19 protein-coding genes, 1 tRNA gene and 1 pseudogene are annotated in these 23,489 nt (G+C 73.5%); 13 read left to right on the top strand and 8 right to left on the bottom strand.

Annotated elements, in window-relative coordinates:
* Window positions 1–15 precede the first annotated feature (15 nt).
* Genes JK361_RS11070 through JK361_RS11060 form a run of 3 tightly spaced genes read right to left on the bottom strand, consistent with a single transcriptional unit; the run spans window position 16 to window position 4,079 of the window.
* Window positions 16–1,371, bottom strand: coding sequence for an O-antigen ligase family protein (locus JK361_RS11070; RefSeq protein WP_201815555.1), 1,356 nt, complete (start codon window positions 1,369–1,371; stop codon window positions 16–18).
* A gap of 3 nt (window positions 1,372–1,374) precedes the next feature.
* The gene (locus JK361_RS11065; protein WP_201815554.1) at window positions 1,375–2,796 is read right to left on the bottom strand and encodes an exopolysaccharide biosynthesis polyprenyl glycosylphosphotransferase; all 1,422 of its coding nucleotides are present in this window, start codon (window positions 2,794–2,796) and stop codon (window positions 1,375–1,377) included.
* Window positions 2,793–4,079: a glycosyltransferase gene (locus JK361_RS11060; RefSeq protein WP_201815553.1), complete on the bottom strand. Its 1,287-nt coding sequence runs from the start codon at window positions 4,077–4,079 to the stop codon at window positions 2,793–2,795. Before JK361_RS11060 ends, JK361_RS11065 begins: the two co-directional genes overlap by 4 nt.
* A gap of 594 nt (window positions 4,080–4,673) precedes the next feature.
* On the opposite strand from JK361_RS11060, the gene JK361_RS11055 reads away from it, so the two are divergent.
* From JK361_RS11055 to JK361_RS11030, 6 genes are all read left to right on the top strand, one after another.
* On the top strand, window positions 4,674–4,913 hold the full coding sequence (locus JK361_RS11055) for a chaplin (protein WP_201815552.1): 240 nt from the start codon (window positions 4,674–4,676) through the stop codon (window positions 4,911–4,913).
* Between the two features lie 173 nt (window positions 4,914–5,086).
* Window positions 5,087–6,013 (top strand): hypothetical protein, encoded by a 927-nt coding sequence (locus tag JK361_RS41195; protein ID WP_236052729.1) that lies wholly within the window; start codon window positions 5,087–5,089, stop codon window positions 6,011–6,013.
* A 132-nt stretch (window positions 6,014–6,145) separates the two neighbouring features.
* A complete protein-coding gene (locus JK361_RS11045; RefSeq protein WP_201815551.1) occupies window positions 6,146–6,478 on the top strand; it encodes a hypothetical protein in 333 nt (110 codons plus the stop codon).
* 235 nt (window positions 6,479–6,713) lie between these two features.
* Window positions 6,714–7,205, top strand: a complete 492-nt coding sequence (locus JK361_RS11040) for a DUF5949 family protein (RefSeq protein WP_201815550.1) — start codon at window positions 6,714–6,716, stop codon at window positions 7,203–7,205.
* Window positions 7,202–7,789 carry a vitamin K epoxide reductase family protein gene (locus JK361_RS11035; protein ID WP_201815549.1) on the top strand — a complete coding sequence of 196 codons (588 nt, stop codon included), beginning with the start codon at window positions 7,202–7,204 and terminating at the stop codon, window positions 7,787–7,789. The genes JK361_RS11040 and JK361_RS11035 overlap by 4 nt, the downstream gene beginning before the upstream one ends.
* 130 nt (window positions 7,790–7,919) lie before the next feature.
* Window positions 7,920–8,438 (top strand): hypothetical protein, encoded by a 519-nt coding sequence (locus tag JK361_RS11030; RefSeq protein ID WP_201815548.1) that lies wholly within the window; start codon window positions 7,920–7,922, stop codon window positions 8,436–8,438.
* Between the two features lie 129 nt (window positions 8,439–8,567).
* Here JK361_RS11030 and JK361_RS42605 read toward each other — a convergent pair whose 3' ends face one another.
* Window positions 8,568–8,657: a hypothetical protein gene (locus JK361_RS42605; RefSeq protein ID WP_372448703.1), complete on the bottom strand. Its 90-nt coding sequence runs from the start codon at window positions 8,655–8,657 to the stop codon at window positions 8,568–8,570.
* Between JK361_RS42605 and JK361_RS11025 the strand changes: the two genes are divergently transcribed.
* Together JK361_RS11025 and JK361_RS11020 are read left to right on the top strand one after the other, a co-directional pair.
* The gene (locus JK361_RS11025) at window positions 8,620–9,114 is read left to right on the top strand and encodes a tyrosinase family oxidase copper chaperone (RefSeq protein ID WP_372448702.1); all 495 of its coding nucleotides are present in this window, start codon (window positions 8,620–8,622) and stop codon (window positions 9,112–9,114) included. The two genes, JK361_RS42605 and JK361_RS11025, sit on opposite strands and share 38 nt — an antisense overlap.
* A complete protein-coding gene (locus JK361_RS11020) occupies window positions 9,098–9,964 on the top strand; it encodes a tyrosinase family protein (RefSeq protein ID WP_201815546.1) in 867 nt (288 codons plus the stop codon). Before JK361_RS11025 ends, JK361_RS11020 begins: the two co-directional genes overlap by 17 nt.
* Before the next feature lie 72 nt (window positions 9,965–10,036).
* Here the strand turns inward: JK361_RS11020 and JK361_RS11015 are convergent, their stop codons facing one another.
* Window positions 10,037–10,324 (bottom strand): chaplin, encoded by a 288-nt coding sequence (locus JK361_RS11015; RefSeq protein ID WP_201815545.1) that lies wholly within the window; start codon window positions 10,322–10,324, stop codon window positions 10,037–10,039.
* 346 nt (window positions 10,325–10,670) lie between these two features.
* On the opposite strand from JK361_RS11015, the pseudogene JK361_RS11010 reads away from it, so the two are divergent.
* Window positions 10,671–10,969 (top strand): annotated as a pseudogene (locus JK361_RS11010) (DUF2087 domain-containing protein); the annotation flags it as partial.
* Between the two features lie 10 nt (window positions 10,970–10,979).
* Here the strand turns inward: JK361_RS11010 and JK361_RS11005 are convergent.
* Both JK361_RS11005 and JK361_RS11000 read right to left on the bottom strand, forming a co-directional pair.
* Window positions 10,980–11,939: a D-2-hydroxyacid dehydrogenase family protein gene (locus JK361_RS11005; RefSeq protein ID WP_201815544.1), complete on the bottom strand. Its 960-nt coding sequence runs from the start codon at window positions 11,937–11,939 to the stop codon at window positions 10,980–10,982.
* A gap of 153 nt (window positions 11,940–12,092) precedes the next feature.
* Window positions 12,093–16,586 carry a HEAT repeat domain-containing protein gene (locus JK361_RS11000; protein ID WP_201815543.1) on the bottom strand — a complete coding sequence of 1,498 codons (4,494 nt, stop codon included), beginning with the start codon at window positions 16,584–16,586 and terminating at the stop codon, window positions 12,093–12,095.
* A 590-nt stretch (window positions 16,587–17,176) separates the two neighbouring features.
* Here JK361_RS11000 and JK361_RS10995 point away from each other — a divergent pair.
* Window positions 17,177–17,821: a LysE family translocator gene (locus JK361_RS10995; protein ID WP_201815542.1), complete on the top strand. Its 645-nt coding sequence runs from the start codon at window positions 17,177–17,179 to the stop codon at window positions 17,819–17,821.
* Between the two features lie 115 nt (window positions 17,822–17,936).
* Window positions 17,937–18,089: a site-specific integrase gene (locus JK361_RS10990; RefSeq protein WP_201815541.1), complete on the top strand. Its 153-nt coding sequence runs from the start codon at window positions 17,937–17,939 to the stop codon at window positions 18,087–18,089.
* 131 nt (window positions 18,090–18,220) lie between these two features.
* On the opposite strand, the gene JK361_RS10985 is transcribed toward JK361_RS10990, so the two are convergent.
* Window positions 18,221–18,293 (bottom strand) — tRNA-Arg (locus JK361_RS10985).
* 319 nt (window positions 18,294–18,612) lie between these two features.
* Between JK361_RS10985 and JK361_RS10980 the strand changes: the two genes are divergently transcribed.
* Window positions 18,613–20,220 carry a dynamin family protein gene (locus tag JK361_RS10980; RefSeq protein WP_201815540.1) on the top strand — a complete coding sequence of 536 codons (1,608 nt, stop codon included), beginning with the start codon at window positions 18,613–18,615 and terminating at the stop codon, window positions 20,218–20,220.
* 960 nt (window positions 20,221–21,180) lie between these two features.
* Complete coding sequence (locus JK361_RS10975; protein ID WP_201816111.1) at window positions 21,181–23,271, top strand: GTPase; 2,091 nt, start codon at window positions 21,181–21,183, stop codon at window positions 23,269–23,271.
* The last annotated feature ends 218 nt before the right edge of the window (window positions 23,272–23,489 follow it).

Raw genomic sequence — 23,489 nt, 5'->3', positions numbered from 1 at the left:
GCGCCGTCGTCGTCATCACGGGGCCGCCTCCCCCGCCGCCGGCTGCCGGGGCGGTACGGCGCCCTGCCCGCCGGTACCGAGCCGGTCGCCGCCCACCAGCGCCCACCAGGCGACCAGTCCGAAGCACACCGCCGTCAGCACGGTCGAGGGGCCGCCGATGTCGGCGTACCCGAAGTCCACGAGCTGCCACACCAGCAGCCCGCAGGCGACCAGCGCGCAGTCCAGGCCCCGGCCGCCGGCCGCACGGGTCCGCCACAGGCCGCGCAGGCAGCACACCAGCAGGGCGAGCCAGCAGCCCGCCAGGCAGAGCAGCCCGACCAGCCCCTGTTCGCCGAGGACCAGCAGATACATGTTGTGCGGCGAGAGCAGCGGCTGCCGGCGGAACGCGGCACCCGCGCCCTCGGTGTCGCTGCCCGAGGACAGCGCGAGCGAGGCGTGCCCGTCGCGGTACTCGGGAAAGCCCTTCAGGCCCACGCCGGTCAGCGGCCGCTCCCGCCACATGTCGGTGGCCGCGGCCCACATCGTGTACCGGTCGGTGACCGACTGGTCGGGCGCGTCGGTGACCCGCGTGATGCTGTCGATCCGCTCCTGGAGCATCGCCGTGCCCACGCCCAGCCCGCCCACCAGCACCACGCCCGCGGCCACCACGGCCGCCCCGGTCCGCACCGCCCGGCGCGGCCCGGCCAGCACCAGCTGGACGGTGAGGGTGACCGCGGTGGCGATCCAGGCGCCCCGGCTGAAGGACAGCGCGAGGGGCACCGTCAGGGCGCAGGCGCAGCAGGCGGCGGTCACCCGCTCCCGCACCGCCGGCCGTCCCAGCGCCAGGCCCACCGCGCACACCAGCCCGAACGACACGACCGTCGCCATGCCCATCACGTCCGCCGCCCCGAAGGTGCCTACCGCCCGGATGTCCTCGCCCTGGTAGGAGGCCCCGGTCCCGGTGACGTACTGGTGCACCCCGAGCGCCCCCTGCCAGCCCGCGAGGGCCACGACCGACCAGGCCAGCAGCCGGAAGTCGGTCCGGTCGCGGACGAGGAGCACGACCGCGGCCGGGACCAGCACGAAGACCTGCAGATAGCGGCCGAGGCCGGTGATCCCGGCACCCGGTGACACCGCGTGCAGCGCGGCCAGCGCGAGGCCGGCCACCGGCAGGCCGAGGATCACCGCGGCGGCCGGGGGGAGCGGGCGGCGCCGCGCGCGCAGCAGCCGTACCGCGCAGAAGACGACGACCACCGCGGACAGCACGTCGGCGGGACCGGCGCCGCCGTCACCGCCGGGCGCTACCGGCAGCGCGAGCAGCCCGACCACCGCGAGCACCGGCAGTACCGGGGACAGCCGGGCGGGGCGCCACAGCGGCAGGGTGAGGGCCATCGGTCAGCTCCCCGTGGAACGCACGAGCGCGGCGGCGGTGCGCAGCAGAATGCAGACGTCCTGCCACAGGGACCAGTTGTCGATGTAGGCGTTGTCGAAGCGGGCCCGGTCCTCGATGGAGGTGTCACCGCGCAGCCCGTTGATCTGGGCGAGCCCCGTGATGCCGGTCCGCATGCGGTGGCGGGCCGCGTAGCCCGGGTGGATCCTGCTGAACTGGTTCACGAAATAGGGTCGTTCGGGCCGGGGACCGACCAGGCTCATGTCTCCCCGGAAGACGTTCCACAGCTGGAGCAGTTCGTCCAGCGAGGTCTGCCGCAGGAACCGGCAGAAGGGGCTCATCCGCCGCTCGCCCGCCACGCTCCACCGGGTGGCCGCCTCGTGCTCGTCGACCGGGCGGTGGGTGCGGAACTTCAGCAGGGTGAAGGGCCGGCCGTCCTTGCCGATGCGCTCCTGCCGGAAGACCACCCCGGGCCCCTCGGTCAGCCGCAGCACCGTCGCGCACACCAGCAGCACCGGGCTGACCAGCACCAGCAGCACCCCGGACACCACCACGTCCAGCAGCCGCTTGCCGGCGCTGCCGCGCCGCCGCGTGCGCAGGTCCAGACCGCGCACGGCGAACCCGGCGAGCCGGTCGCGCGACTCGTACGCCGAAGAGTCCGCGTCCACCTCCCACAGCGCACAGCCCGATTCGGCGAGCGCCCGCAGCAGAGGCCGCTTGTCGGCGCGGGCGGCCGGGTGGACGGAGAGGACGATCCGCACCCCGTTCTGGACAAGGGCCCGCTCCACCTCCTCGCCGGTGGTGAGCACCGGCAGCCCGGCGGCGCTCTCCGGGTGCTCCGCGACCACGCCCACGGGCCGCACCCCGCAGCGCGGATGCCGCAGCAGGGCGGCGGCCACCCGCTGTGCGGTGGTGGCGGGCCCGATCACCAGGGCGGTCCGCGGGTGGCGCAGCAGCGCGACCCGGCGCCGCCAGTGCACCAGGCCCCGGCCCGCTCCGGCCGCCGCCGTGTGCAGTGCGCAGCCCAGCAGCAGGGTCCGGGCGTCGAGGGAGAGTCCGGGGTCGTACGCGGCCAGCAGCGCGGCCAGGCCCAGCCAGGCCACCGCGATCCGCCCGCCCACCGCGGGCAGTTCGTCGAGCACACCGGGCACCGGCCGGACGGAGCGCGGACGCAGCAGCAGCGCGCCGCAGACCAGGGCGCCGACCAGCGTCGGCCGGCCGGCGGCCCCGTCCAGCGCGACGGCGCCCACCAGCGCGGCGAACAGGTCGGCGGCGAGCAGCGGCAACCGCGAGCGTGGCCTGGCGGGCCGGCGCCGCAGCGGGAACCGAAAGCCGCCGGCGGGGCGGGGAGGCAGCACGGAGACGGGCCGGAACCCGTAGTCCCGTGGCTGCGTTCCGGGGGAGGGAACAGTGGTTTCCGGGGTCACGAGAGGATCGACTCCCTGCACTCGGAGCGCACGAGCCGGGCTGTCGCGCCGTCGGTCGCCGGGACTTGGACGAAGAGTTCGTGGTAGACGGCCGCGATCCGCTCGGCGGTGTGCCGCACGTCGTGCAGGGCCAGGACGTGCCGGCGTCCCTGACCGCCGAGTGCCGCGCGCAGCGCCGGATCGGACAGCAGCCCGGTGATCGCCCCGGCCAGCGCCACCGGGTCCTCCGGCGGTACCAGACAGTGCGCGGCGAGTGCGGGCGGCAGGCTCTCACGTGCCCCGTCGACGTCGGTGACCACGACGGGCCGTCCGCAGCCCAGCGCCTCCAGCGGGGCGAGCGCCATGCCCTCCCAGCGCGAGGGCAGCACCACCAGGTCGGCGGCCCGGTACCAGGGCACGACGTCGGCGACGGCGCCGGCGAACTCCACCGAGGGATGCGCCTGTCGGCGCAGCTCCTCGTGGTCCGGGCCGTCGCCGACCAGCACGAGCCCGGCTCCCGGCAGCACGCCGAGGACGTCCTGCCAGGCGCGCAGCAGGACGTCCTGGCCCTTCTGCCGGCAGAGCCGGCCCACGCAGACGACGAGGGGCCGGGAAACCGCCTCGGCTTCGCCCTCGGCGGGGTGGCCGTTCGCACCGGCACCACCGGTGCGGCCTGCGTGGTCGGGCGCGGCCCGGCCCGGTGGAGGCTTCTCTACCCCGGCGGCCTGCGGCGCCCGTGGGTGCGGGGCCCGGGGAGCCGGTGAGAAGCGGGTGGTGTCGATGCCGTTCGGGACGACCGTGTACGCGGCGCGCACCCCGGCGCGCAGGCCAGTCGCGCGCTCCGCTTCGCTGACGCACACCACCCGGTCCGCCCAGCGCGCCCCCCACCGCTCCCAGCGCAGCGCGAGTGCCGAGGTGAGCCCGCCGACCGCCTCGAACGACCAGGCGTGCGGCTGGAACACGGTCGGGACCCGCCCGCGGACCGCGAGCCGCGCGGCCAGACCGGCCTTCGCGCTGTGCGCGTGCACCAGATCGGGCCGCACCTCGTCGATCAGCCGTACGAGCCGTCGCACCTCACCCGGCAGGCCGGGCCCCGGGGACCGGCCCGCCCGCCAGTCGCGGACGTCGGCGCCCAGCGCCCGCAGACCCGTGGCGAGTGCACCGTCGGGGCAGGCGACCGTGACCCGCTGGCCCGCCGCGAGCTGAGCCCTCGTCAGGTCGGTCACGACGCGGGCCACACCGCCGTCGACGGGTTGCGCGAGGTGCAGGACCCGGGGCCGCAGGGCGGGTGCTGACTGGTGCATTCGCGGGATACCTCGCTCACGGGACGCTCGGGACTGCGGGCGTGAACGCGTCTTCGGTTCCGGGCGTCCACGCGGCGGAGGGCGCGCCGGCCCACGCCACGTCCGCGTGGGAAACGAGCCGGAAGCCCGGCTGGTCACCACCGTGCCCCAGAGCCGGTCCGAGATCGTGCACGTCGTGGTCGTAGACGACCGTGTCGGCGCAGGCAGGCACCCGCCCGGCCGGTACGGCACCCCGTTCGCCGGTCGTGGATGCCGCTACGTCGTTCGCAGGACCACACAGAGCCGCGCAGTGCGACCGGCGTACGCCGGAGGCCGGTGGCGAGGGTGAGCGGGAGCCCGGTCCCGGCAGCCGCGTACGCCCTGCCGCCGACCCGTCCCGGGTAGGGGCGGACCGCACGACGCGCGGGGGTGCGGCCCTGCGATGCCATCGGCCATTCGCATCAATCGGACTAAATGCGGTCAACTGTTACTGAAGATGTGATGATGCCTCTTCCGTACATCACCCCATTGGCGGCACAACCCGCGCGAGGGCCGCGCGTTGACACAGCGCCGGGTGTCCGCCCGGACTGTGTCGACCCCAAGGAGCACTTCTCCATGTCGCGTATCGCGAAGGGCCTGGTCCTGACTTACGCCGCCGTCGCGGCCGTCGCCGCTGGTGCCGGCGTGGCTGCCGCCGACGCCGGCGCCACCGGTTTCGCCGCCAACTCGCCGGGTGTCCTGTCGGGTAACGCCGTCCACGTCCCGATCCACCTGCCGGTCAACGTCTGCGGCGACACCGTCGATGTCATCGGTGCGCTGAACCCGGCGTTCGGCAACGCCTGCGTCAACGACTGACGTCGGAACGCAAACCTTCCCGGCCGGCCGCCCACCCCGCGCATTCGCTGCGAGGCGGACGGCCGGTTTCGCGCTCCCTCGGACGGATCACAGTGGGTGTGTGAGCGGTTGCGCCGCGCGATGGGCGAACAGACGGTGGGCACAGGTCCCACTGTTCGCCGAAAGGAACACCCATGCGTGATCTGCCCGCCCGGCGTCTCGCGTCCACCGTCCTCTGTGCGGCCGTCCTGGTCGGCATCACCGGCCCGGCCGTCGCCGCCGCCGACACGGCCCGGCATCAGGGGCGTGTCCCCGCGCCTGTCCCGGCCGCGACGAAGGAGAAGCTGCTCGCCCAGGCCAGAGCCCTGGGTGATACGAACCCCGTGCTCGATCCGGTCGTCGAACTGCTCGAACAGTCACTGGAGAAGGGCAAGCTCCCCGCTGACCGGGCCCGACAGTTGGGCGAGGCGGCGAAGGAGGCTGTGGCCAGGGCCGCCGCCGACCCGAAGCCGGCCGCACCCACGGCGACGCCGACGGCGACCGCGAAGCCTGCGGCCGAGGTGTCGCCCACGGCGTCGGCGACCGCGAAGCCCGCGGCTCCGACGGCCACCGCCGCGCCCACGGCGACCGCCAAGCCCGCGACGCCGACGGCGACCGCGAAGCCTGCGGCCGAGGTGTCGCCCACGGCGTCGGCGACCGCGAAGCCCGCGGCTCCGACGGCCACCGCCGCGCCCACGGCGACCGCCAAGCCCGCCACCCCCACCGCGTCCGCGGTGCCGGCCGCGCCCACGGCCTCCAGCGTCCCCGCGCCCCCTGCCGCTCCCGCGACTTCCGCCGCCCCCGCAGCCCTCACCGCCCCTGTGGCCGCACGGCACGCGCACGTCGGTATGCCCTCGTCCCGCGACCTCCTCGGTGACGCGCTCAGTGCAGTGCAGACCGCGATCGACAACCTGGTGAAGGCGGTCACCGACGGCCTCGACCAGCTCCTGTCGTCCGCCGACGACGTGGTGTCCGGCCTGGTCGACCTGCTGACGTCCGTCCTCGGCGGCGACCTGCCCACGAACACTCTGGCCGGACTGCCCTCGCCGGCCGCGCTGCCGAGCCTGCCCACGACCGACTGAGCCGGGGTTCCGCCGGCCCGGTCGGGGATTTCATATGTCTTCTGCGCGTGGGGTTTCCGGCTCGTCCGGAACTCGTTGGGCACGGTGTCAGAATTCCCTGCGGCGACTCGCGTTGCCGATGAAAGGAACACGATGAAGTCCCTGAAGGCTGCCGCCGTCGTTGCCGGAACCGTGGCTCTCGCGGGCATCACCGCGCCCGCGTTCGCCAACGACACCTCCGACTGGACGCCCACCAGCCTCAACGGCGCCGTCAACAAGCTCACCGAGGAGCCCATCACCCTCAAGGACGCGATGCCGATCAGGCACCAGCCGGACGTGGTCGACACCAAGAGCAAGGGCTCGCCGCGCCACGAGGGCAAGGGCAAGAGCAAGGGCAAGGGTAAGGGCAAGAGCACGGGCAAGGCCGTCGGCACCACGTCGAAGCAGCACAAGCCGCTCCTCGGTGGGCTGCCCCTCCACGGCTGACACCTGTCCCCGTTCCGGAACCGGGGAGCCGGACGTCGTACGCGCCCGGGCTTCCGGGAAGCCGGTACGCGCACCCGGAACACCCAGAAGGCGAGGGGCCGGTACCGCACCCGCGGCACCGGCCCCCGGCCTGTTCGAGGCCACTTCCCTCGTTCGTGTGGAGCGCCCCCGGGCGCTGGTCCGGAAGGGTGAGAAGTCGTCCGGCGGCGCAGGGGGGCGCCGGTATGGTCGCGCGGTGACCACAACCCCCCTCGAGAACCGTTCCGCCGGGCTCGGCACGCTCGTCGTCCTGGCCTGGAGCGGTGAGGCCCCCGACGGCTCCGACATGCCTTACCTGCTGGCCTACTCGCTCGGTGACACCGCGGGCGGCCCGGAGGCGACCGCCGCCGCGGTGGAGCGGCTGCTGGTGAGCAACGGGCTGCCGGCCGGCGGCGAGCTGATCGACGGCACCGGCCGGCCCGGCCTCCCGGTCAGCCTGCTGGTGGCGGCCGGCCAGGCCGTCGTCCGAATGCCGCAGATGGTCGCCCAGGCCGACGCGCCGCCGGAGTGGCTCGCCGCGGTCGAGGAACGTGGCTACGCCTACCTCGTCTTCACCACCCGCGCCTGGCCCGAGGGCGCGCCCGGCAAGGTCGTCGAGCCGGCGGCGCTGGCCGCTTTCGCCGGTGCCGATGAGACGCTGAAGGCCGCGGCGCACGTCGTACTGCCGGTCACCAGCCCGCGGGGATGACGTCCAGGGCCCTCGCCGGCGACAGGGGGTTCGGTCTGCTCCTGGTGTTCACCGGCGCGGCCGGGCTGCTCGCCTCATGGGTCATCACCCTGGACGAGTTCAAGCTGCTCGAGAACCCCGCGTTCGTGCCCGGGTGCAGCCTGAACCCGGTGGTGTCCTGCGGGAGTGTGATGAAGAGCGACCAGGCCTCGGTCTTCGGGTTCCCCAATCCCATGCTGGGGCTGGTGGCCTACGCCGTAGTGATCTGCGTCGGCATGAGCCTGCTGGCCGGTGCCCGCTTCCCCGGCTGGTACTGGCTGCTGTTCGAGGCCGGTTGCCTGTTCGGCGTCGGGTTCGTCTCGTGGCTCCAGTTCGAGTCGCTGTACCGGATCGACGCGCTGTGCCTGTGGTGCTGTCTGGCCTGGATCGCCACCATTCTCATGTTCTGGTACGCCACCGCGCTGATCGTTCGAGCCGGGTTCGTGCCCGCGCCCGGCCGGCTGAAGCGCTTCTTCGGCGAACTCGGCTGGGTGCTGCCCCTTCTTCATATCGGAGTGATCGGAATGCTCGTACTCACCCGCTGGTGGGACTTCTGGACGAGCTGACCATCGCCCGGACGGCTCTGACCAGCTGACAAATACGGCAATCGGGCGAAAAGTGAACTGGTGGCGAATTCCGGCTCGTTACCCGGTACGGACGTCGATTCCCCGCATCCTGAAAGGGACCGTACCTGACATGAAGCCGACCACCCGAGCAACGCTTGCCGCCGTCATCACGGGCGTCACGGCCGCCGTGGGGGCCGCGGCCACCCCCGCCGTCGCCGCGACCGGCACGATCCCGGTCCCCGTGCCGCTGGACGGCGTCTCCAAGTCCCTGGGCGTGGAGATGCCCCAGGCCGTCCTGGACGTGCCGTTGCTGACGCCGGGGGTGCCCGAGGGGCCGCGCTTCGTTACCGGGCGGCTGATGCCGGAACGCTCCGTTCCTCAGGTGCCGATCAGGGGCGCCCTGCCCGGCGTGAACCTCCGGACGCCCGTGCCGCACCTCATCGGCGGCGGGTCCGACCACATCGCTGTCGGCACCCCCGCCTCCGCCCTGCGCACCCTCACCCCCGGCCTGGCCCTGGACGCCCCGCTGACCCCGCCGAACCCGGGCCGTGCCGGCCTCCCGGACCTGAAGATGCCGCAGGCCGCCGTCATCGCCCCGGTCCTGCAGACCGTGGCCGGTGCGGACCTCAGCACGGGCCCGGGACGGTAGCCGCGCACGGCCGTACCGCCGTACGGCCGTACCCGCCGTATGGCTCTACGGCCACACGGCCACACGGCCGTACCCCCCCCGTACCCGCCGTATGGCTCTACGGCGGTGACCCCGCGCCCCCTCGGCCGGTTAGCCGGTACGGACACCTGAACCCGGACGAGGAGCGAGCATGGTCGTCGGTGTGGGCGGAGTGGCGGTCGGCGCGGAGCAGCAGACCACAGCGGAACCCGTCAGAAGGTCGCGGCGGGAGGTGACGCGGGGACTGCTGGGCTCCGCCGCCGCGCTGGCGATGGCCCCGGTCGTCGCCGCTTCCCGGCCCCTGCCCACCGCCGGGCCGGGAGACGCCGGCGCCTTCGACGAGACGTACCGGGGCCGCCGTATCCAGGGGGTGCCGGTTTCCGACACGGGCCGCAGGCTGGTGGACGGCGTTTGGCAGATCACCGTCGACGGCCGTCCGCTGCACCTGATGCGCCGGGCCGACGGCACCTGGCTGAGCATCATCGACCACTACACGTCGTATCGGACGCCGCTGGAGGCGACGCGGGCGGCAGTGGACGAGCTGGTCCCCGGCCGGCAGTTGCGCGACCTGGCGCCGGGCCGGTTCGGCGGCGAGCACTCCGGTGTGCACCCGGGCGGCCACACGGGGAAGGGCGGACAGCATGGTGTACGTGCGTAAGGACGTCAGCACGCTCACCGCCGGGGAGCGCAGGCGGTTCGTGAACGCGCTGCTGGAACTCAAACGGCGTGGTGAGTACGACGAGTTCGTCCGCCTGCACATCGACGTCTACACCGCCGACGGCGAGAACGGACTGCGCAGCGCCCACATGGCGCCCTCCTTCCTGCCCTGGCACCGCAGGTTCGTGCTGGAGCTGGAGCGGGCGCTGCGTCGCGTCGACTCCTCGGTGACGGTCCCGTACTGGGACTGGACCCGGGACCGTAAGGCGACGTCCGTGCCATGGACGAAGGATCTGCTCGGCGGGAACGGCAGGCGCTCCGACCGGCAGGTGACGACCGGCCCGTTCGCCTACGCGGCGGGCCACTGGACCATCAAGGAGGGGGTCACCGACGGGAAATTCCTCACCCGGGACCTGGGCCGCGCCGCCGCCCCCATCCAGCTGCCCACGAAGAGCGATCTGCAACGGGCGCTCGCCGATCCCGTCTACGACGTGAGGCCCTGGAACTCCACCGTCCGCAAGGGTTTCCGCAACAGGCTGGAGGGTTGGGGGAGCGGCAGCGGCAGCGCCTCCTGGCTCAACCACAACCGGGTGCACCGGTGGGTCGGCGGCGCGATGCTGGGCGGCGCGTCCGTCAACGACCCCGTGTTCTGGATGCACCACGCCTTCCTCGACCTGCAGTGGACGCGCTGGCAGCGGGCCCACCGCAGCCACCGCTATCTACCGGCCGAGCCGCCCGGGGCCGGCGACGCACAGCACGGGCGGGTCGTCGCCCGGCACGAGAAGCTCCCGCCGTGGGACGAGACGCCGGACCAGTTGGAGGACCTGAGCCGGATCTACCGCTACGGCTGAGCACCTGGTCGTGGACGTGGGGGAGCCCCGGCGCTCGGAGTGCCGGGGCTCCCGTCCGCTGTGCCGGTCCGCTCAGTTGCCGTACCCGTTGTCGCCGGGCGTACCGGGCTTGTGGTGGTCGTCGATGTTGGCGCAGGCGTTGCCGAAGGCCGGGTTCAGCAGGGCGATCACGTCGACGGTGTTCCCGCACACGTTGACCGGGAGGTGGACCGGGACCTGGACCGCGTTGCCGGACACCACGCCGGGCGAGCCGGTGGCCGCGCCGAGGGCGCCCGAGTCGGCGAGGGCCAGCCCGGCCCCACTGACCACCACGGCACCGGTGCCGAGAGCGACGGCGGCTGCCTTCGCGATGCGAGCCATCACGTTCTCCTTTTGTAGCTCGGTAAGCGCAGCGGCAGACCAGCCGCCGCACTTCCCGTTCAACGGCGCCGGACGGGACGGGTCACGGTGATCACCCGGGGATCACCCTTTCAACGGCGGGGTGTGTCCGGGAGGAAGTCCCGGCGGGCGGGGCGGCGCCCGCCCGGGAGGGAGTCCTGGTGGCTCGGCGGGGTCGCTTCGGGAGAGAGCCCTGGCGAAGCGGTGTGGTCGCTGCGGCGCTGGGTCCGGGCATTGCGGTGGGGGCGCTGCGGCGCGGAGGCCGCGTGATGCGGCGGAGTCCGTCCGGCCGGGTCGGGGCTGGGGGGGGGTGATGTGACGGGGGGCGGCCCGGCCGGAAAGGCCCGCGCGGCCGGCCGGCGGCGGCGCACTGGACGCCTTCGTGCGGGACGGCCGGCTGGTGCGGCTGCCCGCCCGGTGGACCGCAAGCAGGAGGTACTGCGGCACATTGCGGAGCAGACCTTCGAGCCGGGCATCGCCTACGCGGAGCGGGTCGTGAACGAGCGCCTGCGGGCCTGGTGCGAGGAAACCGACCAGGTCGGCCATGTGTCGTTCCGGCGGTATCTCGTGGACCTGGGCGAGCTGCGCCGGAGCGAGGGCGTGTACGAACGTGTGGTGACCGCCTGACCGGACGGCCTCAGGGCAGCCGCCGCAGCGGGGAGCCCGCCAGATAGGCCCGGATGTTCTCCACGGCCTGGCCGTAGTACGTGGTGTAGTTGGCGTGCGAGACGTAGCCGAGGTGCGGCGTGGCGAGGAGCCGGGGCGCGGTGCGCATCGGATGACCGGCGGGCAGCGGCTCGATGTCGAAGACGTCGACACCGGCGCCGGCGATCCGGCCGTCGTGCAGCGCGGCCAGCAGCGCGTCCTGGTCGACGATGGCCGCGCGGGAGGTGTTGACGAGGTAGGCGGTCGGCTTCATCAGGGCGAGTTCGGCGGCGCCGACGAGGCCGCGGGTGCGGTCGCCGAGCGCCAGATGGACGGAGACGAAGTCGCTGCCGCCCAGCAACTCCTCCTGGGACGGGGACAGTTCGACACCGGCCTCGGCGGCGCGCTCCTTGGTGAGGTTCCGGCTCCACGCGCTCACCCGCATGCCGAAGGCGAGCCCGACCTGGGCCACCCGGCTGCCGATCTTCCCCAGCCCGAGCAGTCCCAGCCGGCGGCCGTGCAGATCGGCGCCGACCGTCGACTGCCAGGGCCCGTCGCCGCGCAGGGCGTTGCTTTCCTGGACGATCCCGCGGGCGAGACCGAGCAGCAGCGCCCAGGTCAGCTCGACCGGCGGGGTGCTCGAACTCGCCGTACCGCATACGGTGACGCCGTGCGCCTCGGCGGCGGCGTAGTCGATGACGCTGTTGCGCATCCCGGAGGCGACGAGCAGCTTCAGCCGGGGGAGGCGGGCGATCAGGGAGCCCGGGAAGGGGACGCGTTCGCGCAGGGTGACGACGATGTCGTAGTCGGCGAGGGCCGCGGCGAGGGCGTCCTCCCCGTCGAGGTGCTCGCGCAGCGCGACGACGTCCACCTGATCCTCGACCACCGACCAGTCGGCCGACTCGGCGGCCACCCCCTGGAAGTCGTCCAGCACCGCACACCGAAGCCGCATGTCGTCTCCCTTCCCGGGACGACTCTAGCGACCGGCCCCGGAACGCCGTCGCCGGAAGTGGGCCGAGCCTCCTGCGTGGGAGCGGAGCCGAATGCCATGCTGCGTAATGGAGTTCGCCGGGTGGGCGGGGTGCCAGGTGCCCGCGCCGCCGGGTCAGGCGTCCGCGCGGCGGAACGCCGCCGCCACGTCGAGCGCGACCCGTGCCGCCCGCTGCGCCGCGTCGGTCTGCTTGGACTTCTTGTCCACGGTCATCTCCTCGTCACCGAGGTCACTGACGCACTTGAGCATCGCCCCGCCGACGAAGTCCTTCGCCTTGAACGCCTCCCAGATCGCGTGCAGCACCCCGTGCGCCTCGGTCTCCACCCCGCCGATGTCGGCGGACAGGCCGAGCAACTGGGCACGCAGCCCGGATTCCCGCCAGGCGATCACCTTCTCACCGCTCGCGAAGTCCTTCACCCGCAGCTCTCCGTCGCCCAGCGACGCGTCCAGCCTGCCCCGGGTGTCGAGCCTCGTGACGAGCCGCAGCACCTGCTCGTCCGTCCGGTACACCTGCGGCCTGAGGCCACCGCCCTCCGGACTCACCTTCTCCGGGCCGTAGTCGAACACCTCCCGCGCCAGCAGCACGTCGCCCAGGGCCACCCCGTGCTCGGCGAAGCCGCCGCACACCCCGACCAGCAGCACCAGGTCCGGCCGGAACTTGGACAGCAGGTCACGCGTCACCGCCGCGGCCGACTGGCCACCTTGGTCGGTCGCCTGCGTGGTGACCACCCGGACGGGTGCCTGACCCGCGGTGGAGGCCAGTTCGAAGACGTCGTAGTACCGCCCGTCACGCTGCACCTCGGTCGTGCTGGTGTGGCGCTCGTCGAGCGTGCGGAACAGCGCCTTGGTCTCCACGGGTACGGCCGTGAGCAGGGCGACGTGGTACTCGTCGCCGGTCCTGGGCGCGGTGCGGTATGCGTCGCCGGTTCCGGGTGCGGTCACTTCGAACCTCGACTTCCGTTGTTCGCGGAACCCGGCGAGCACTGCCTCGGGGTTGCGGGTGAACGACTCGACATCGGCCTGCACGCGTCTGCGTTCGGCCAGGGACTCCCGTTCGGCGGTCAGTGCCGCCTCCAGGTGGGCGTTCTCCGGCGCGGTGTCGCCCAGCAGCTCCTCGATACGGGAGAAGACCCGGTTCGCCACGGGCAGGGGCAGCAGGCGCAGTTGGGTGAGCGGGGGGATGACCGTCGCCCGGTAGGTGTTCTTCTGGGTGAGCAGCTGGATGACGCTGGGGAGCAGGGATTCGGTGTAGGCCGGCTGGTCGGCCGCGGCGCGTACGACCGCCGCGGCGGCGACGCCCAGTACGCCCGCGTCGCTGTCCCGGGGCCGCTTGTCGGGGCGCGGGTGCTCGGGCGCGATGATGAACTTGATCAGGTCCGCGTCCGCCTGACCGGCCCGGGCCAGCCCCTCGAGAGCCGTCGTACGGTTCAGCGGGTCCTTGTCCCGGCGGATCACGCCGACCAGCCAGTCCTTCGTCTCCGGTGTGATCTCCCTGCGGGCCACCATGTCGACGATGGCCCCGCGCAGGGCGCGTCCGTGCCGGTCGCGGGCGGTGAACTTGAGCCGGTCGGCGACCTCCGTGATCCACGCCTCGTCGCCGGTGTCCAGATGGGTGAGGGAACCCACGGCGGCGCGCCGGGTCTGGTAGGTCTCCTCGGGGTTGCCGATGGTCGCCCGGAGGACCTCTGCCGCCGCGGTGTCGCCCAGGTGCCCGAAGGCGTTGGCGGCCGACCCGCGGACGTTGCCCTCGGTGTCGTCGGCGAGGGCGGTGACGAGCGCGGGGATCGCCTGGGGGTGGCCGATGTGGCCGAGGGCGTTGGCGGCCGATCCCCGGACGTTGGCGTCGGAGTCGTCGGCGAGGGCGGTGGTGAGCGCGTCGAGGGCGTCGGGGTGGCCGATGCGGCCGAGGGCGTTCGCGGCCGATCCCCGGACGATGGCGTCGTCGTCGGTGAGCGCTTCGGTGAGCGCGGGGACCGCCTCGGGGTGACCGATGCGGCCGAGAGCCTCGGCCGTCGAGCCCCTGGTGTGGCTGTCGGGGTCGTCGGCGAGGGCGGTGGTGAGCGCCGGGACCGCCTGCGGGTCGCTGATACGGCCGAGGGCGTTGGCGGCCGATCCCCGGACGTTGGCCTCGGTGTCGTCGGCGAGGGCGGTGGTGAGCGCCGCGATCGCCTGCGGATGGCCGATCTGGCCGAGGGCGTTGGCGGCCGACCCGCGGACGCTGGCGTCGGGGTCGGTCAGTGTCCGGGTGAGTGCGTCGAGGGCGTCGGGGTGGCCGATGCGGCCGAGGGCGTTGGTGGCCGATCCCCGGACGATGGCGTCGGGGTCGGTGAGCGCCCGGGTGAGTGCGTCGAGGGCGTCGGGGTGGCCGATGCGGCCGAGGGCGTTGGCGGCCGCCCCCCGGACGTTGGCCTCGGTCGCTTCGGCGAGGGCGGTGGTGAGTGCGCCGAGGGCGTCGGGGTGGCCGATGTGCCCGAGGGCGTTGGCGGCCGCGCCCCGGACCTTGGCCTCGCCGGCCTCGGCGAGGGCGGTGGTGAGGGCCCGGACCGCCTGGGGGTGGCCGATGCGGCCGAGGGCGTTGGCGGCCGATCCCCGGACGATGGCGTCGGTGTCGTCGGCGAGGGCGGTGGTGAGCGCCGGGACCGCCTGGGCGTGGCCGATGTGACCGAGGGCGTTGGCGGCCGATCCCCGGACGATGGCGTCGGTGTCGTCGGCCAGGGCGGTGGTGAGCGCCGGGACCGACTGGACGTGGCCGATGTGACCGAGGGCGTTGGTGGCCGATCCCCGGACGATGGGATCGGGGTCGGCCGCGGCGGCCACCATGAGGGCGGGGACGGCCCGGAGGGAACCGATGCGTCCGAGTGCGGTGGCGGAAGCGCCCCGGACCCTGGCGTCCGGGTCGTCCCGCATCGCTGTCCGCAGGTCGTCGACGTTCTGCTCCCCGCCGTTGACGCTCAGCCAGTTCGCGGTGCGGCGCCGCGCGAGCGGATCGGCCTGCTCGTGCAGACCCGCCCGCCGCTTCGCGACGAGCGTCGGGTCGGGGGCGGGCGCCTTCGGTGCCGACTCCTTCCCCTTCCGCTGGTGGGCCCGGCGCAGCCGCTGGAGCACCTGGGCGTCCAGCGACCCGTTCGCCAGCGCGGCGATCACGTCGTCCGCGAAGTCCGGGTCCTTGGCGTTGAGCGCCCTCAGCAGACCGCGCTGGAGCCCGTCGCGCAGCACGGTCGCGGGCAGGCTGGCCAGCGCCCCGGCCAGCCGGTCCCGTATCTGGCGCCCCTGGGTGAAGCACCGGCCGAGCTGCCGCCACAGCACTCCGCGCACCTCGTCGCCCAGTACGCCCCGGTTGGCCAGGAGGACGTCCACCACCAGCTCGGGCGGCAGCTGCTTGGTGCCGGGGGCGAGCAGGTCGAGCACGGCGCTGTCCGGGTCGGGCTGAAGACCGACCCAGTCGCCCAGGCACCGGTCCAGGTAGGCGGGGTCCAGCGCGACGGGGGGCGGGCTGGTGCTCTGCCACGCGAGGGCCAGGCCGAAGTCCACGAAGGCCGGGTGGATGAGGCTGTACTGGCCGTCCGCCGCGTCACCGACCGGCTCCACCATCTGCGTGTCCAGGAACGCCTGCACCGTGTGGGCGATCTCGTCCCGGTCCTCCCACACCCGGCCGAGCAGTGCCTCCACGTCCCGGGCGAGGAAGTCCGCGTTGCCCTTGCCCGTGGTGATCGCGGCCAGGGCCGCCGCGCACAGCGCCGCCTCCATGCCGAGCCCGCGCTTCGTCGCCGCGTCCTTCTCGGCTCTGCCGAGCCTGCCCTCGCTCTTGGGGCGGACCACGGTCGCCCGGAGCAGGTCCGCGCGGCTGCGCGGGATCTCCCGGTCCTTGACGGATCGCGTGCCGAGCAGCCAGTCGGTCAGCAGCGACAGCATGAACGGGTTGGACGCGACGCCCAGCATGTCGCCCGACCTGATCTCGGCCAGCGCCTCGGTCGCCGACCGGTCGCGCATCCCCAGGTAGGCCTCGATGTCCTGCTCGCCGAGCGGCTCGATGGATATGGTCTCGACATCGCGCAGGATGGTCCGGTCCAGGTCGTCGATTTCACTGCGGGACGTCGCCAGTACCGTGAAGTCGTGGGATCCCGCGGCCAGTTGCCAGATGAACTTCCACTCGGGGGTGTCCCGGAACTCGCGCTCGAGCTCGTTCAGCGCGTCGACGAGGAAGACCACGCGGTTCTTTTTGACGTGCGCTTTCCATAACGGCTCGTCGACGCCCGACGGGCGCGATTGCCTGGCGAACTCCTTGACCGTCAAGCCGTGCACGTCCAACTGCCTGATCGTGCGGTTGTCGACGATGACGCAGGGCGTCTCGCGGTCCAGGAGCGCGATCGCGTACTGCAGGACGGCGGTGCTCTTGCCGCTGCCCGCGCCGCCGGTCACCAGCCATGTTCTGGGCCTGGGTTCGGGCTTGGACCGGTGCGCGGGCAGTTGGTCGAGGAGCGAGTCGAACCGAAGGCGCTCCCCGGAATCGTCCGCCGAATTGTGGACGCGGAAAGTGGGGCGGAGGTAGTGCTCGACGGTTCTGCTCGCCAGCCTGGCGCGCAGCGCGCTGTACGGCGAACCGCTCATCCGTCCCCCGAGCCCGCTCTACACCACCCCGATAAATGTGATTCAAGTTACCACGCGCGAAAGCCCGTGAAAACGAGATCGCCGCGTTCGTCCGGGTTCCGGCACATCACCGGCGAACGGCTCCGGTTGGGGGCTCTGCTCCAGGGGGAGCCGCGGGTGATTGCCCGGGGGGGCGGGGGCGGGCGTGGAGGTGGGCGTGGAGGCGGGGGTGGGGGCGAACGTGGAGGCGGGGGGCGGAGGCGGAGGTGGGTGCGGAGGTGGAGCCGGGCGTGGGGGTGGGGGCCGGCGTGGGGGAGGAGGCGCACGTGGAGGTGGAGGCGCACGTGGAGGTGGAGGCGAACGCGGAGGCGCCGGGCACCGGGTGCCGGCTGGTCTGCGCCGGGCGGCAGGGCCGTATTCTGAGTCGGGCCAGGCAAGTCTGGCCGACAGGCAAGTTGGCGGGGCAGACGAGGCCGCGGGGCTGGCGCCGTCGATGCGTGACAGCCGTCCCTCGCAGCCGCCCGTCACGCCGTCTGTCGCGCCGTCCGTCGCGGCGGGGCGACTCCCACTCCGGGTGCCAGGTACCCGACGAACGACCAGGAGGTTGACCGGTGATCACTCTGACCGCAGTCGGAGGAGTGGCCCTGGTCGAACTGGGCATGGCCCTGACTCCAGGACCGAACATGATCCACCTCGCCTCCCGCGCGATCACCCAGGGCCGCAGGGCGGGCCTGGTCAGCCTCGGCGGGACCGCCGTGGGATTCGTGTGCTATCTGCTGGCCGCGGCTGCGGGCCTGTCCGCGTTGTTCGCCGCCGTGCCGGTGGCGTTCACGGTGGTCAAGCTCGCCGGGGCCGCCTACCTGGGCTACCTCGCCTGGGGCATGCTCAAGCCCGGGGGCCGCTCGCCCTTCGACCCGGCCCAGGACCTGCCTCCGGTCTCCGACGCCCGCCTGTTCTCGATGGGGCTGCTGACCAACCTGCTCAACCCCAAGATCGCTCTCATGTACGCCGCCCTGCTGCCCCAGTTCCTGGACCCGCAGGCAGGCCCGGCCTGGGGGCAACTGCTCCAACTCGGTGGTGTGCAGATCATCGTGGGGATCACCGTGAACGCTCTGGTCATGCTGGGCGCGGCACGGGTGTCGGGTTTTCTGGCCGCCAGGCCGCGCGCCATGACGGCCCAGCGGTTCACGGCAGGAGGCCTGCTCGGCGTCTTCGCGCTGCGCACCGCCCTGTCCCGCACTCCTGTCTCCACCTGAGCAAGGGCCTGCGCGGGAAGCCTTCCACCACGGACCGAACCCGAGCCACGTCGTTCGACCGAGCCCACCACCGGACCGGCACTTCCACTCGATCCGCGAGCGGGTTGGTCTGAACGTGGGATTCCACGGTCTGCGGCACACCTGCCTGACCCTGCTGCCCGGCATCGGCAACCCGCCGTACACCGTGATCCCGCCGCACATCGTGCGCGGCATCGCCGGGCACGGCGCGCTGGACGTGACCCTGAACGACTGCGCGCACGCGGCATGACCGGGAAACGAGCCGCTCCGGACCGGCCGGGGAACCCGCTCGCGAACAGCCAAGGCGCTTGGCCTGATGGCGATGTACACCGGGCCGCTGAAAGGAAACGACCAGCGTCTCCGCTGGTCAGATGGGATAGGCGCCCCCGGCAGGACTCGAACCTGCGGCCAAGCGCTTAGAAGGCGCCTGCTCTATCCACTGAGCTACGGGGGCCGGTGGGTGGCCTCGTGCCTGGTGCCCTGGTGCGGGCTGATCCGTGACGTTGCCGGGGACAAGGATAGGGCTCCCGGTTCCTTGACCCTGTCGCTTCGCCTCCGTGGCTCAATGTGGAGGTTCGGTGAAGCGGTCCTGATAATCGCAGGCAGGTACGAATCGTGCACCGCTTTTGGCGTCTGTCGCACCGGGTGTTGTGCACTCGTTATGCCTGGACGGTGCCCGCGTCCTGGTCGCCCCTTGTGCCCTTTCTGTCCTGTCGGCACGCAGACATGTCTATATGCTTCAGAATTCCCCTAAAATTGGGCATTCTTCGCATGTGGTGACCTTGGACGTACGGCCTCAGCTGCTCGACACACTTTCCGCTCTGCGCGACCGTGTCGCCGCTGCACGCTTTCCGCTGCCCCTGGCCGGGGCGCCACGCGCGCGTGCGAACCGGGACGAACTCCTCGCGCAACTCGACGACTACCTCGTGCCCCGACTGCGGCACCCCGAGGCGCCGCTGCTGGCCGTCGTCGGCGGTTCCACCGGCGCGGGCAAGTCGACGCTCGTCAACTCACTCGTCGGCCGGCGGGTGAGCGAGGCGGGCGTGCTCCGGCCGACCACCAGGACACCGGTCCTCGTCTGTCATCCGGAGGACCATCACTGGTTCAGCGGCATGCGTGTGCTCCCCGACCTGACCCGCGTGTGGGCGCCCGACCGGGATCCCGTCGACGATTTCCTCCTCCGCGACGAGGAGCCCACGCGCGTGCTGCGCGTCGAGACCGCCGACTCACTCCCGCGCGGGCTCGCCCTCCTCGACGCCCCCGACGTCGACTCCCTGATCGAGGACAACCGCGTCCTCGCCGCGGAGCTGATCTGCGCCGCCGATGTCTGGATCATGGTGACCACGGCCGCCCGCTACGCCGACGCCGTCCCCTGGCACCTGCTGCGCACCGCCAAGGAGTACGACGCGACCCTCGTGACCGTCCTGGACCGGGTACCCCACCAGGTCGTCTCCGAGGTCTCTCGGCAGTACGGTGCCCTGCTCACCAAGGCCGGTCTCGGCGACGTACCCCGCTTCACCGTGCCCGAGCTGCCCGAGTCCGCCTGGGGTGCGGGCATGCTGCCCGCGACCGCCGTCGCGCCCCTGAAGAGCTGGCTCCTCCACCATGCCCAGGACCCCGCCGCGCGCCAGCACGTCATGGCCCGGACGGCTTACGGCCTGCTCGACTCGCTCAGGTCCCGCATGCCCGAGCTGGCCAGCGCCGCCGCCGCCCAGTACGCGGCGGCCTGCCGGCTCACCTCCGCCGTGGAAGCCGCCTACGACAGCGAGCACGCGCGCGTGCGGGCGCGCCTCCAGGCCGGCGCCGTACTCGCCGGGGACGCCCTCAAACGATGGCGCGCCTTCCCTCTGGACTGCACACCCGGGGAACTCCTCGACGCCCTCGTGGAGAGTCTGGCCGCCCTGCTGCTGTGTGCCGTCACCGCCGCCGACGAGCGCGTCGACGACGTCTGGCGGCGCGAGCCCGCGTCAGGCGCCCCGGAACTCGCCGGCCGCGACACCTCCCTGGAGAACGCCGAGCACCGCATCGGACTCGCGGCCCGGCGCTGGCGGCGCGAACTGGAGGAGTACGCCGAGGACGAGGTGCGGGTACTGGAGCGCACCGGCGCACCCGACCCGGAACTCGTCTCCGCCCTCGTCGCCACGGCGGTGCTGGGCGGGCGCCGGGCGCGTACCGCGGGCGAGGGACTCGCCGAGCGGCTCGGGGCGCACGGCGTGCTGCGGCTGCGCGACCGGGCGGGACGGCTGCTCGTCGAGCACGTGGACCGTGTCATGAACGCCGAACGCGAGCGGCGTCTCGCGCCGCTCGACGCTCTCGACGTCCAACCCGACCCCCAGGCCGAACTCATCGCCGCGCTGTCCGTACTGCAGAAGGAGAGGTGACCGGTGACCGCCGTCACTGACCAGAACCACACGGAGCACACCGACCACATGAGGCGCACCGACCACGGCAGCGGCAGCGGCGACACCGGATCCTCGGGGCACAGCGTTCACACCGGCTCGGGCGCCCTGAACGGCGTCGAGTGCGCCGGCGGGTTTCCGCAGGTGCGCCCGAACGTCGTGGAGGAGCCGCGTGGCCACGAGCCGCGTGGCCACGAGCCGCGTGGCGTCGAGTCGGGTGGCGTCGAGTCGCTTGGCCACGAGCCGAGTGGCGTCGAGTCGCTTGGCCACGAGCCCCGTGGCATCGAGTCGCTTGGCGATGACCGCCCCCGCCCTGACCGCCCTGGCTCCGATCGCCCTGGCTCCGATCGCCCCGGAGCCGACCGTCCCGGGACCGACCGCACCATGGACCTCCGGCTCACCGTCATCCGCCCCTCCGACGGCCAGGGCGGCCAGGACGGCCAGGGCGGCCAGGGGAGTCGGGGCGGCCAGGGCCGCCAAGGCGGCCAATGGCAGAGCCCGGGCCTGCGTCAGGTAGAGGACCGGGGCCGGAGGGAGGAGCACGGCAAGAGCGGGGAGCGCGGCGAGGGCGAGAACGAGGGCAGAGGCGTAGGCCCGTCCGGCGAGCGGGGCGACCGGGGCGAGCGGGGCGAGGCGGGCGACGACGCCCGGGACGAGGGCCGGGACATGGCCGGGAACGCAGGCGGCGGACGGCACGCGCGCGTGGAGAGCGAACCGGGCGCCAGCGGAGAGAGGAGCGAGAGCGGCCAGGGCGGCGAGGAGGGCCAGGGCGGCCAGGGCAGCCAGAAGGGCCCGAGCGGCGAGTGCGGCGAGAAGAACCAGGGCGGCCAGGGCAGCGAGAACGGCCAAGGCGGTCAGGTCGGCGAGAAGAGCCAGGACGGCCGTAAGGGCCCGAGCGGCGAGAAGAAGGACGAGGGCGTCGAACAGGAGCGTCGCGCGCGCGTGCAGGGCGAGAACGCCGACCGCGACCCCCTTGCGCGTGACGACCGTCCCTCGCGTGACGACCGCCTCGCGCGTGACGACCGTCCCGCGCGCGGACGCGGCACCGAGGAGGGCGTCCCGGCCCCCCGCCCGAAGTCCCACTCGCCCCACTCCCCGAAGTCTCGCCTCGCGGCCGACCCCACGTCCCCCAGGACGACGGCCTCCGACGCCACGACCGCTCCCGCCACGACTGCCTCCGCCAACACACCCGCCTCCGCCAACACACCCGCCTCCACCGTCACGACCGCCTCCACTGCCTCCATCGCCACGACCGCCACGACCGCCACGACCGCCTCCACCGGCACCGGTACCGACAAGGACGGCGATCCCGAGTCCGGGGAGAGCTGGGACGACGGTCTCATCGCGCGGCGCGTCACCGAGGCCACCGCCGCCGCCCTCGCCGCCGAGCGCGCCTCCGCCGGGGAGCCCGGTCACCGCGGACCGGGCAGCCACACCCCGGCCCCACTGGCGTACGACGGCCCGCTGCGCTCCCGCCTGGACGCCCTGCGCGAACTGGTCGGGCTCTCCCGTACCCGCCTGGACGGCCACACGCTCGCCGAGGCGGGCCGTGTCCTGGACGAGGCCGCGGCCCGCCGCAAGCTCTCCGGCCGGCACACCGTGGTCGCCCTGGCCGGCGCCACCGGCAGCGGCAAGTCGCAACTGTTCAACGCCCTCGCCGGAGTGGCCATTTCGGAGACCGGGGTACGCCGCCCGACCACCGCCGCTCCCATCGCGTGCAGCTGGAGCGACGGTGCGGCGGCCCTCATCGACCGGCTGGGCATCCCGGGCCGGCTGCGCCGCCGTCCGATGCACAGCCCGGACAACGAGGGACAGCTGCGCGGACTGGTCCTGGTCGACCTGCCCGACCACGACTCCGCCGCCGTACAGCACCGCGAACAGGTCGACCGGATCCTGAAGCTGGTCGACGCCGTCATCTGGGTGGTCGACCCGGAGAAGTACGCCGACGCCGTCCTGCACGAGCGGTACCTGCGGCCGATGGCCGGCCACGCCGAGGTCATGTTCATCGTCCTCAACCAGGTGGACCGGCTGCCCGGGGATGCCGCCGACCAGGTCCTGGACGACCTGCGGCGGCTGCTGGACGAGGACGGCATCGCGCTCGGCGAGCACGGCGAACCGGGCGCCAACGTGCTCGCGCTGTCCGCGCTCACCGGCGACGGCGTCGGCGACCTCCGGGAGGCGCTCGGTCAGTTCGTGGCCGAACGCGGCGCGGCGGCCCGCCGGGTGGCGGCCGACGTGGACGCCGCCGCCGCCGAACTGCGGCCCGTGTACGCCACCGGGCGGCGGTCCGGCCTCAGCGAGGAGGCGCGCGAGGAGTTCGCCGCGCGGCTCGCGGACGCGGTGGGCGCCACCGCGGCGGGCGAGGCCGCCGAGCGCGCCTGGCTGCGCAACGCCAACCGCGCCTGCGGGACGCCCTGGCTGCGGCTGTGGCGCTGGTACCAGGGCCGCGGCGAATCCTCCACGGGCCGTATCGCGGTCCGCACCCAGGCGGACGAGGAGGCCACGGCCCGCCAGCGGGTGGAGCAGGCCGTCCGGACGGTCTCCGACCGGGCCTCGGCCGGGCTGCCCGCACCGTGGGCGCAGGCGGTGCGCGAGGCGGCCGTACGCGGCTCCCAGGGGCTGTCCGAGGCGCTGGACGACCTGGCGGCGCGTGCCGGGCTCCCGCCGGGCCGCCCGCCTCGGCCGGGCTGGTGGCCGGTGGCCGTACTGGTCCAGGCGGCGATGACCCTGCTCCAGATCGTGGGCGGCACGTGGCTGGCGGGGCAGATCGCCGGCGTGATGGCGCCCAACCTGGGGGTTCCGGTGCTGCTGATGGTGTGCGGGATCATCGGCGGGCCGCTGGTGGAGTGGGGCTGCCGGATGGCGGCCCGGGGGCCCGCGCGGCGCTACGGCCAGGAGGCGGAACGGCGGCTGCGGGAAGCGGCGGCGAGCTGTGGCCGGGCCCGGGTGCTCGATCCGGTGGCCGCGGAGCTGCTGCGCTACCGAGAGGTGCGGGAGCAGTTCGGGAGGGTCGTGCGGGCCGGGGTGGGGTGAGAGGGCGGCCGGTCAGGGGGGTGAGAAGGCGGCCGGTCAGGGGTTGGTGAGGGCCGCGAGGGGGGGCGGGGTCACTCGTGCGGGTGGCGGAGTTTTCCACAAGTGGGCGGTCGTCCACAGCGCTCAGCGGGCTCGGCCCGGCGGAGGCAGTCTGAGTCACGGCGATCGCACGGCTGGTCCGGTCGGGACACGGCGGACCGGTGCGGGCGGTCGGCGGG

Source organism: Streptomyces musisoli, assembly GCF_016741855.1.
In the GTDB taxonomy this organism is placed as follows: Bacteria; Actinomycetota; Actinomycetes; order Streptomycetales; family Streptomycetaceae; genus Streptomyces; species Streptomyces musisoli.
Note: the sequence above shows the minus strand (reverse complement) of the source record. Positions and strands in the feature narration are given on the sequence as shown.

What these genes read in the sequence shown, in the direction of transcription:
- JK361_RS11030 (WP_201815548.1), top strand. Translation starts at nt 7,920, where the DNA reads ATGAAGCCGACCACCCGAGCAACGCTTGCCGCCGTCATCACGGGCGTC.
- JK361_RS11005 (WP_201815544.1), bottom strand. Translation starts at nt 11,939, where the DNA reads ATGCGGCTTCGGTGTGCGGTGCTGGACGACTTCCAGGGGGTGGCCGCC.
- JK361_RS11020 (WP_201815546.1), top strand. Translation starts at nt 9,098, where the DNA reads ATGGTGTACGTGCGTAAGGACGTCAGCACGCTCACCGCCGGGGAGCGC.
- JK361_RS11015 (WP_201815545.1), bottom strand. Translation starts at nt 10,324, where the DNA reads ATGGCTCGCATCGCGAAGGCAGCCGCCGTCGCTCTCGGCACCGGTGCC.
- JK361_RS41195 (WP_236052729.1), top strand. Translation starts at nt 5,087, where the DNA reads ATGCGTGATCTGCCCGCCCGGCGTCTCGCGTCCACCGTCCTCTGTGCG.
- JK361_RS11070 (WP_201815555.1), bottom strand. Translation starts at nt 1,371, where the DNA reads ATGGCCCTCACCCTGCCGCTGTGGCGCCCCGCCCGGCTGTCCCCGGTA.
- JK361_RS11045 (WP_201815551.1), top strand. Translation starts at nt 6,146, where the DNA reads ATGAAGTCCCTGAAGGCTGCCGCCGTCGTTGCCGGAACCGTGGCTCTC.
- JK361_RS11055 (WP_201815552.1), top strand. Translation starts at nt 4,674, where the DNA reads ATGTCGCGTATCGCGAAGGGCCTGGTCCTGACTTACGCCGCCGTCGCG.
- JK361_RS11035 (WP_201815549.1), top strand. Translation starts at nt 7,202, where the DNA reads ATGACGTCCAGGGCCCTCGCCGGCGACAGGGGGTTCGGTCTGCTCCTG.
- JK361_RS11060 (WP_201815553.1), bottom strand. Translation starts at nt 4,079, where the DNA reads ATGCACCAGTCAGCACCCGCCCTGCGGCCCCGGGTCCTGCACCTCGCG.
- JK361_RS11000 (WP_201815543.1), bottom strand. Translation starts at nt 16,586, where the DNA reads ATGAGCGGTTCGCCGTACAGCGCGCTGCGCGCCAGGCTGGCGAGCAGA.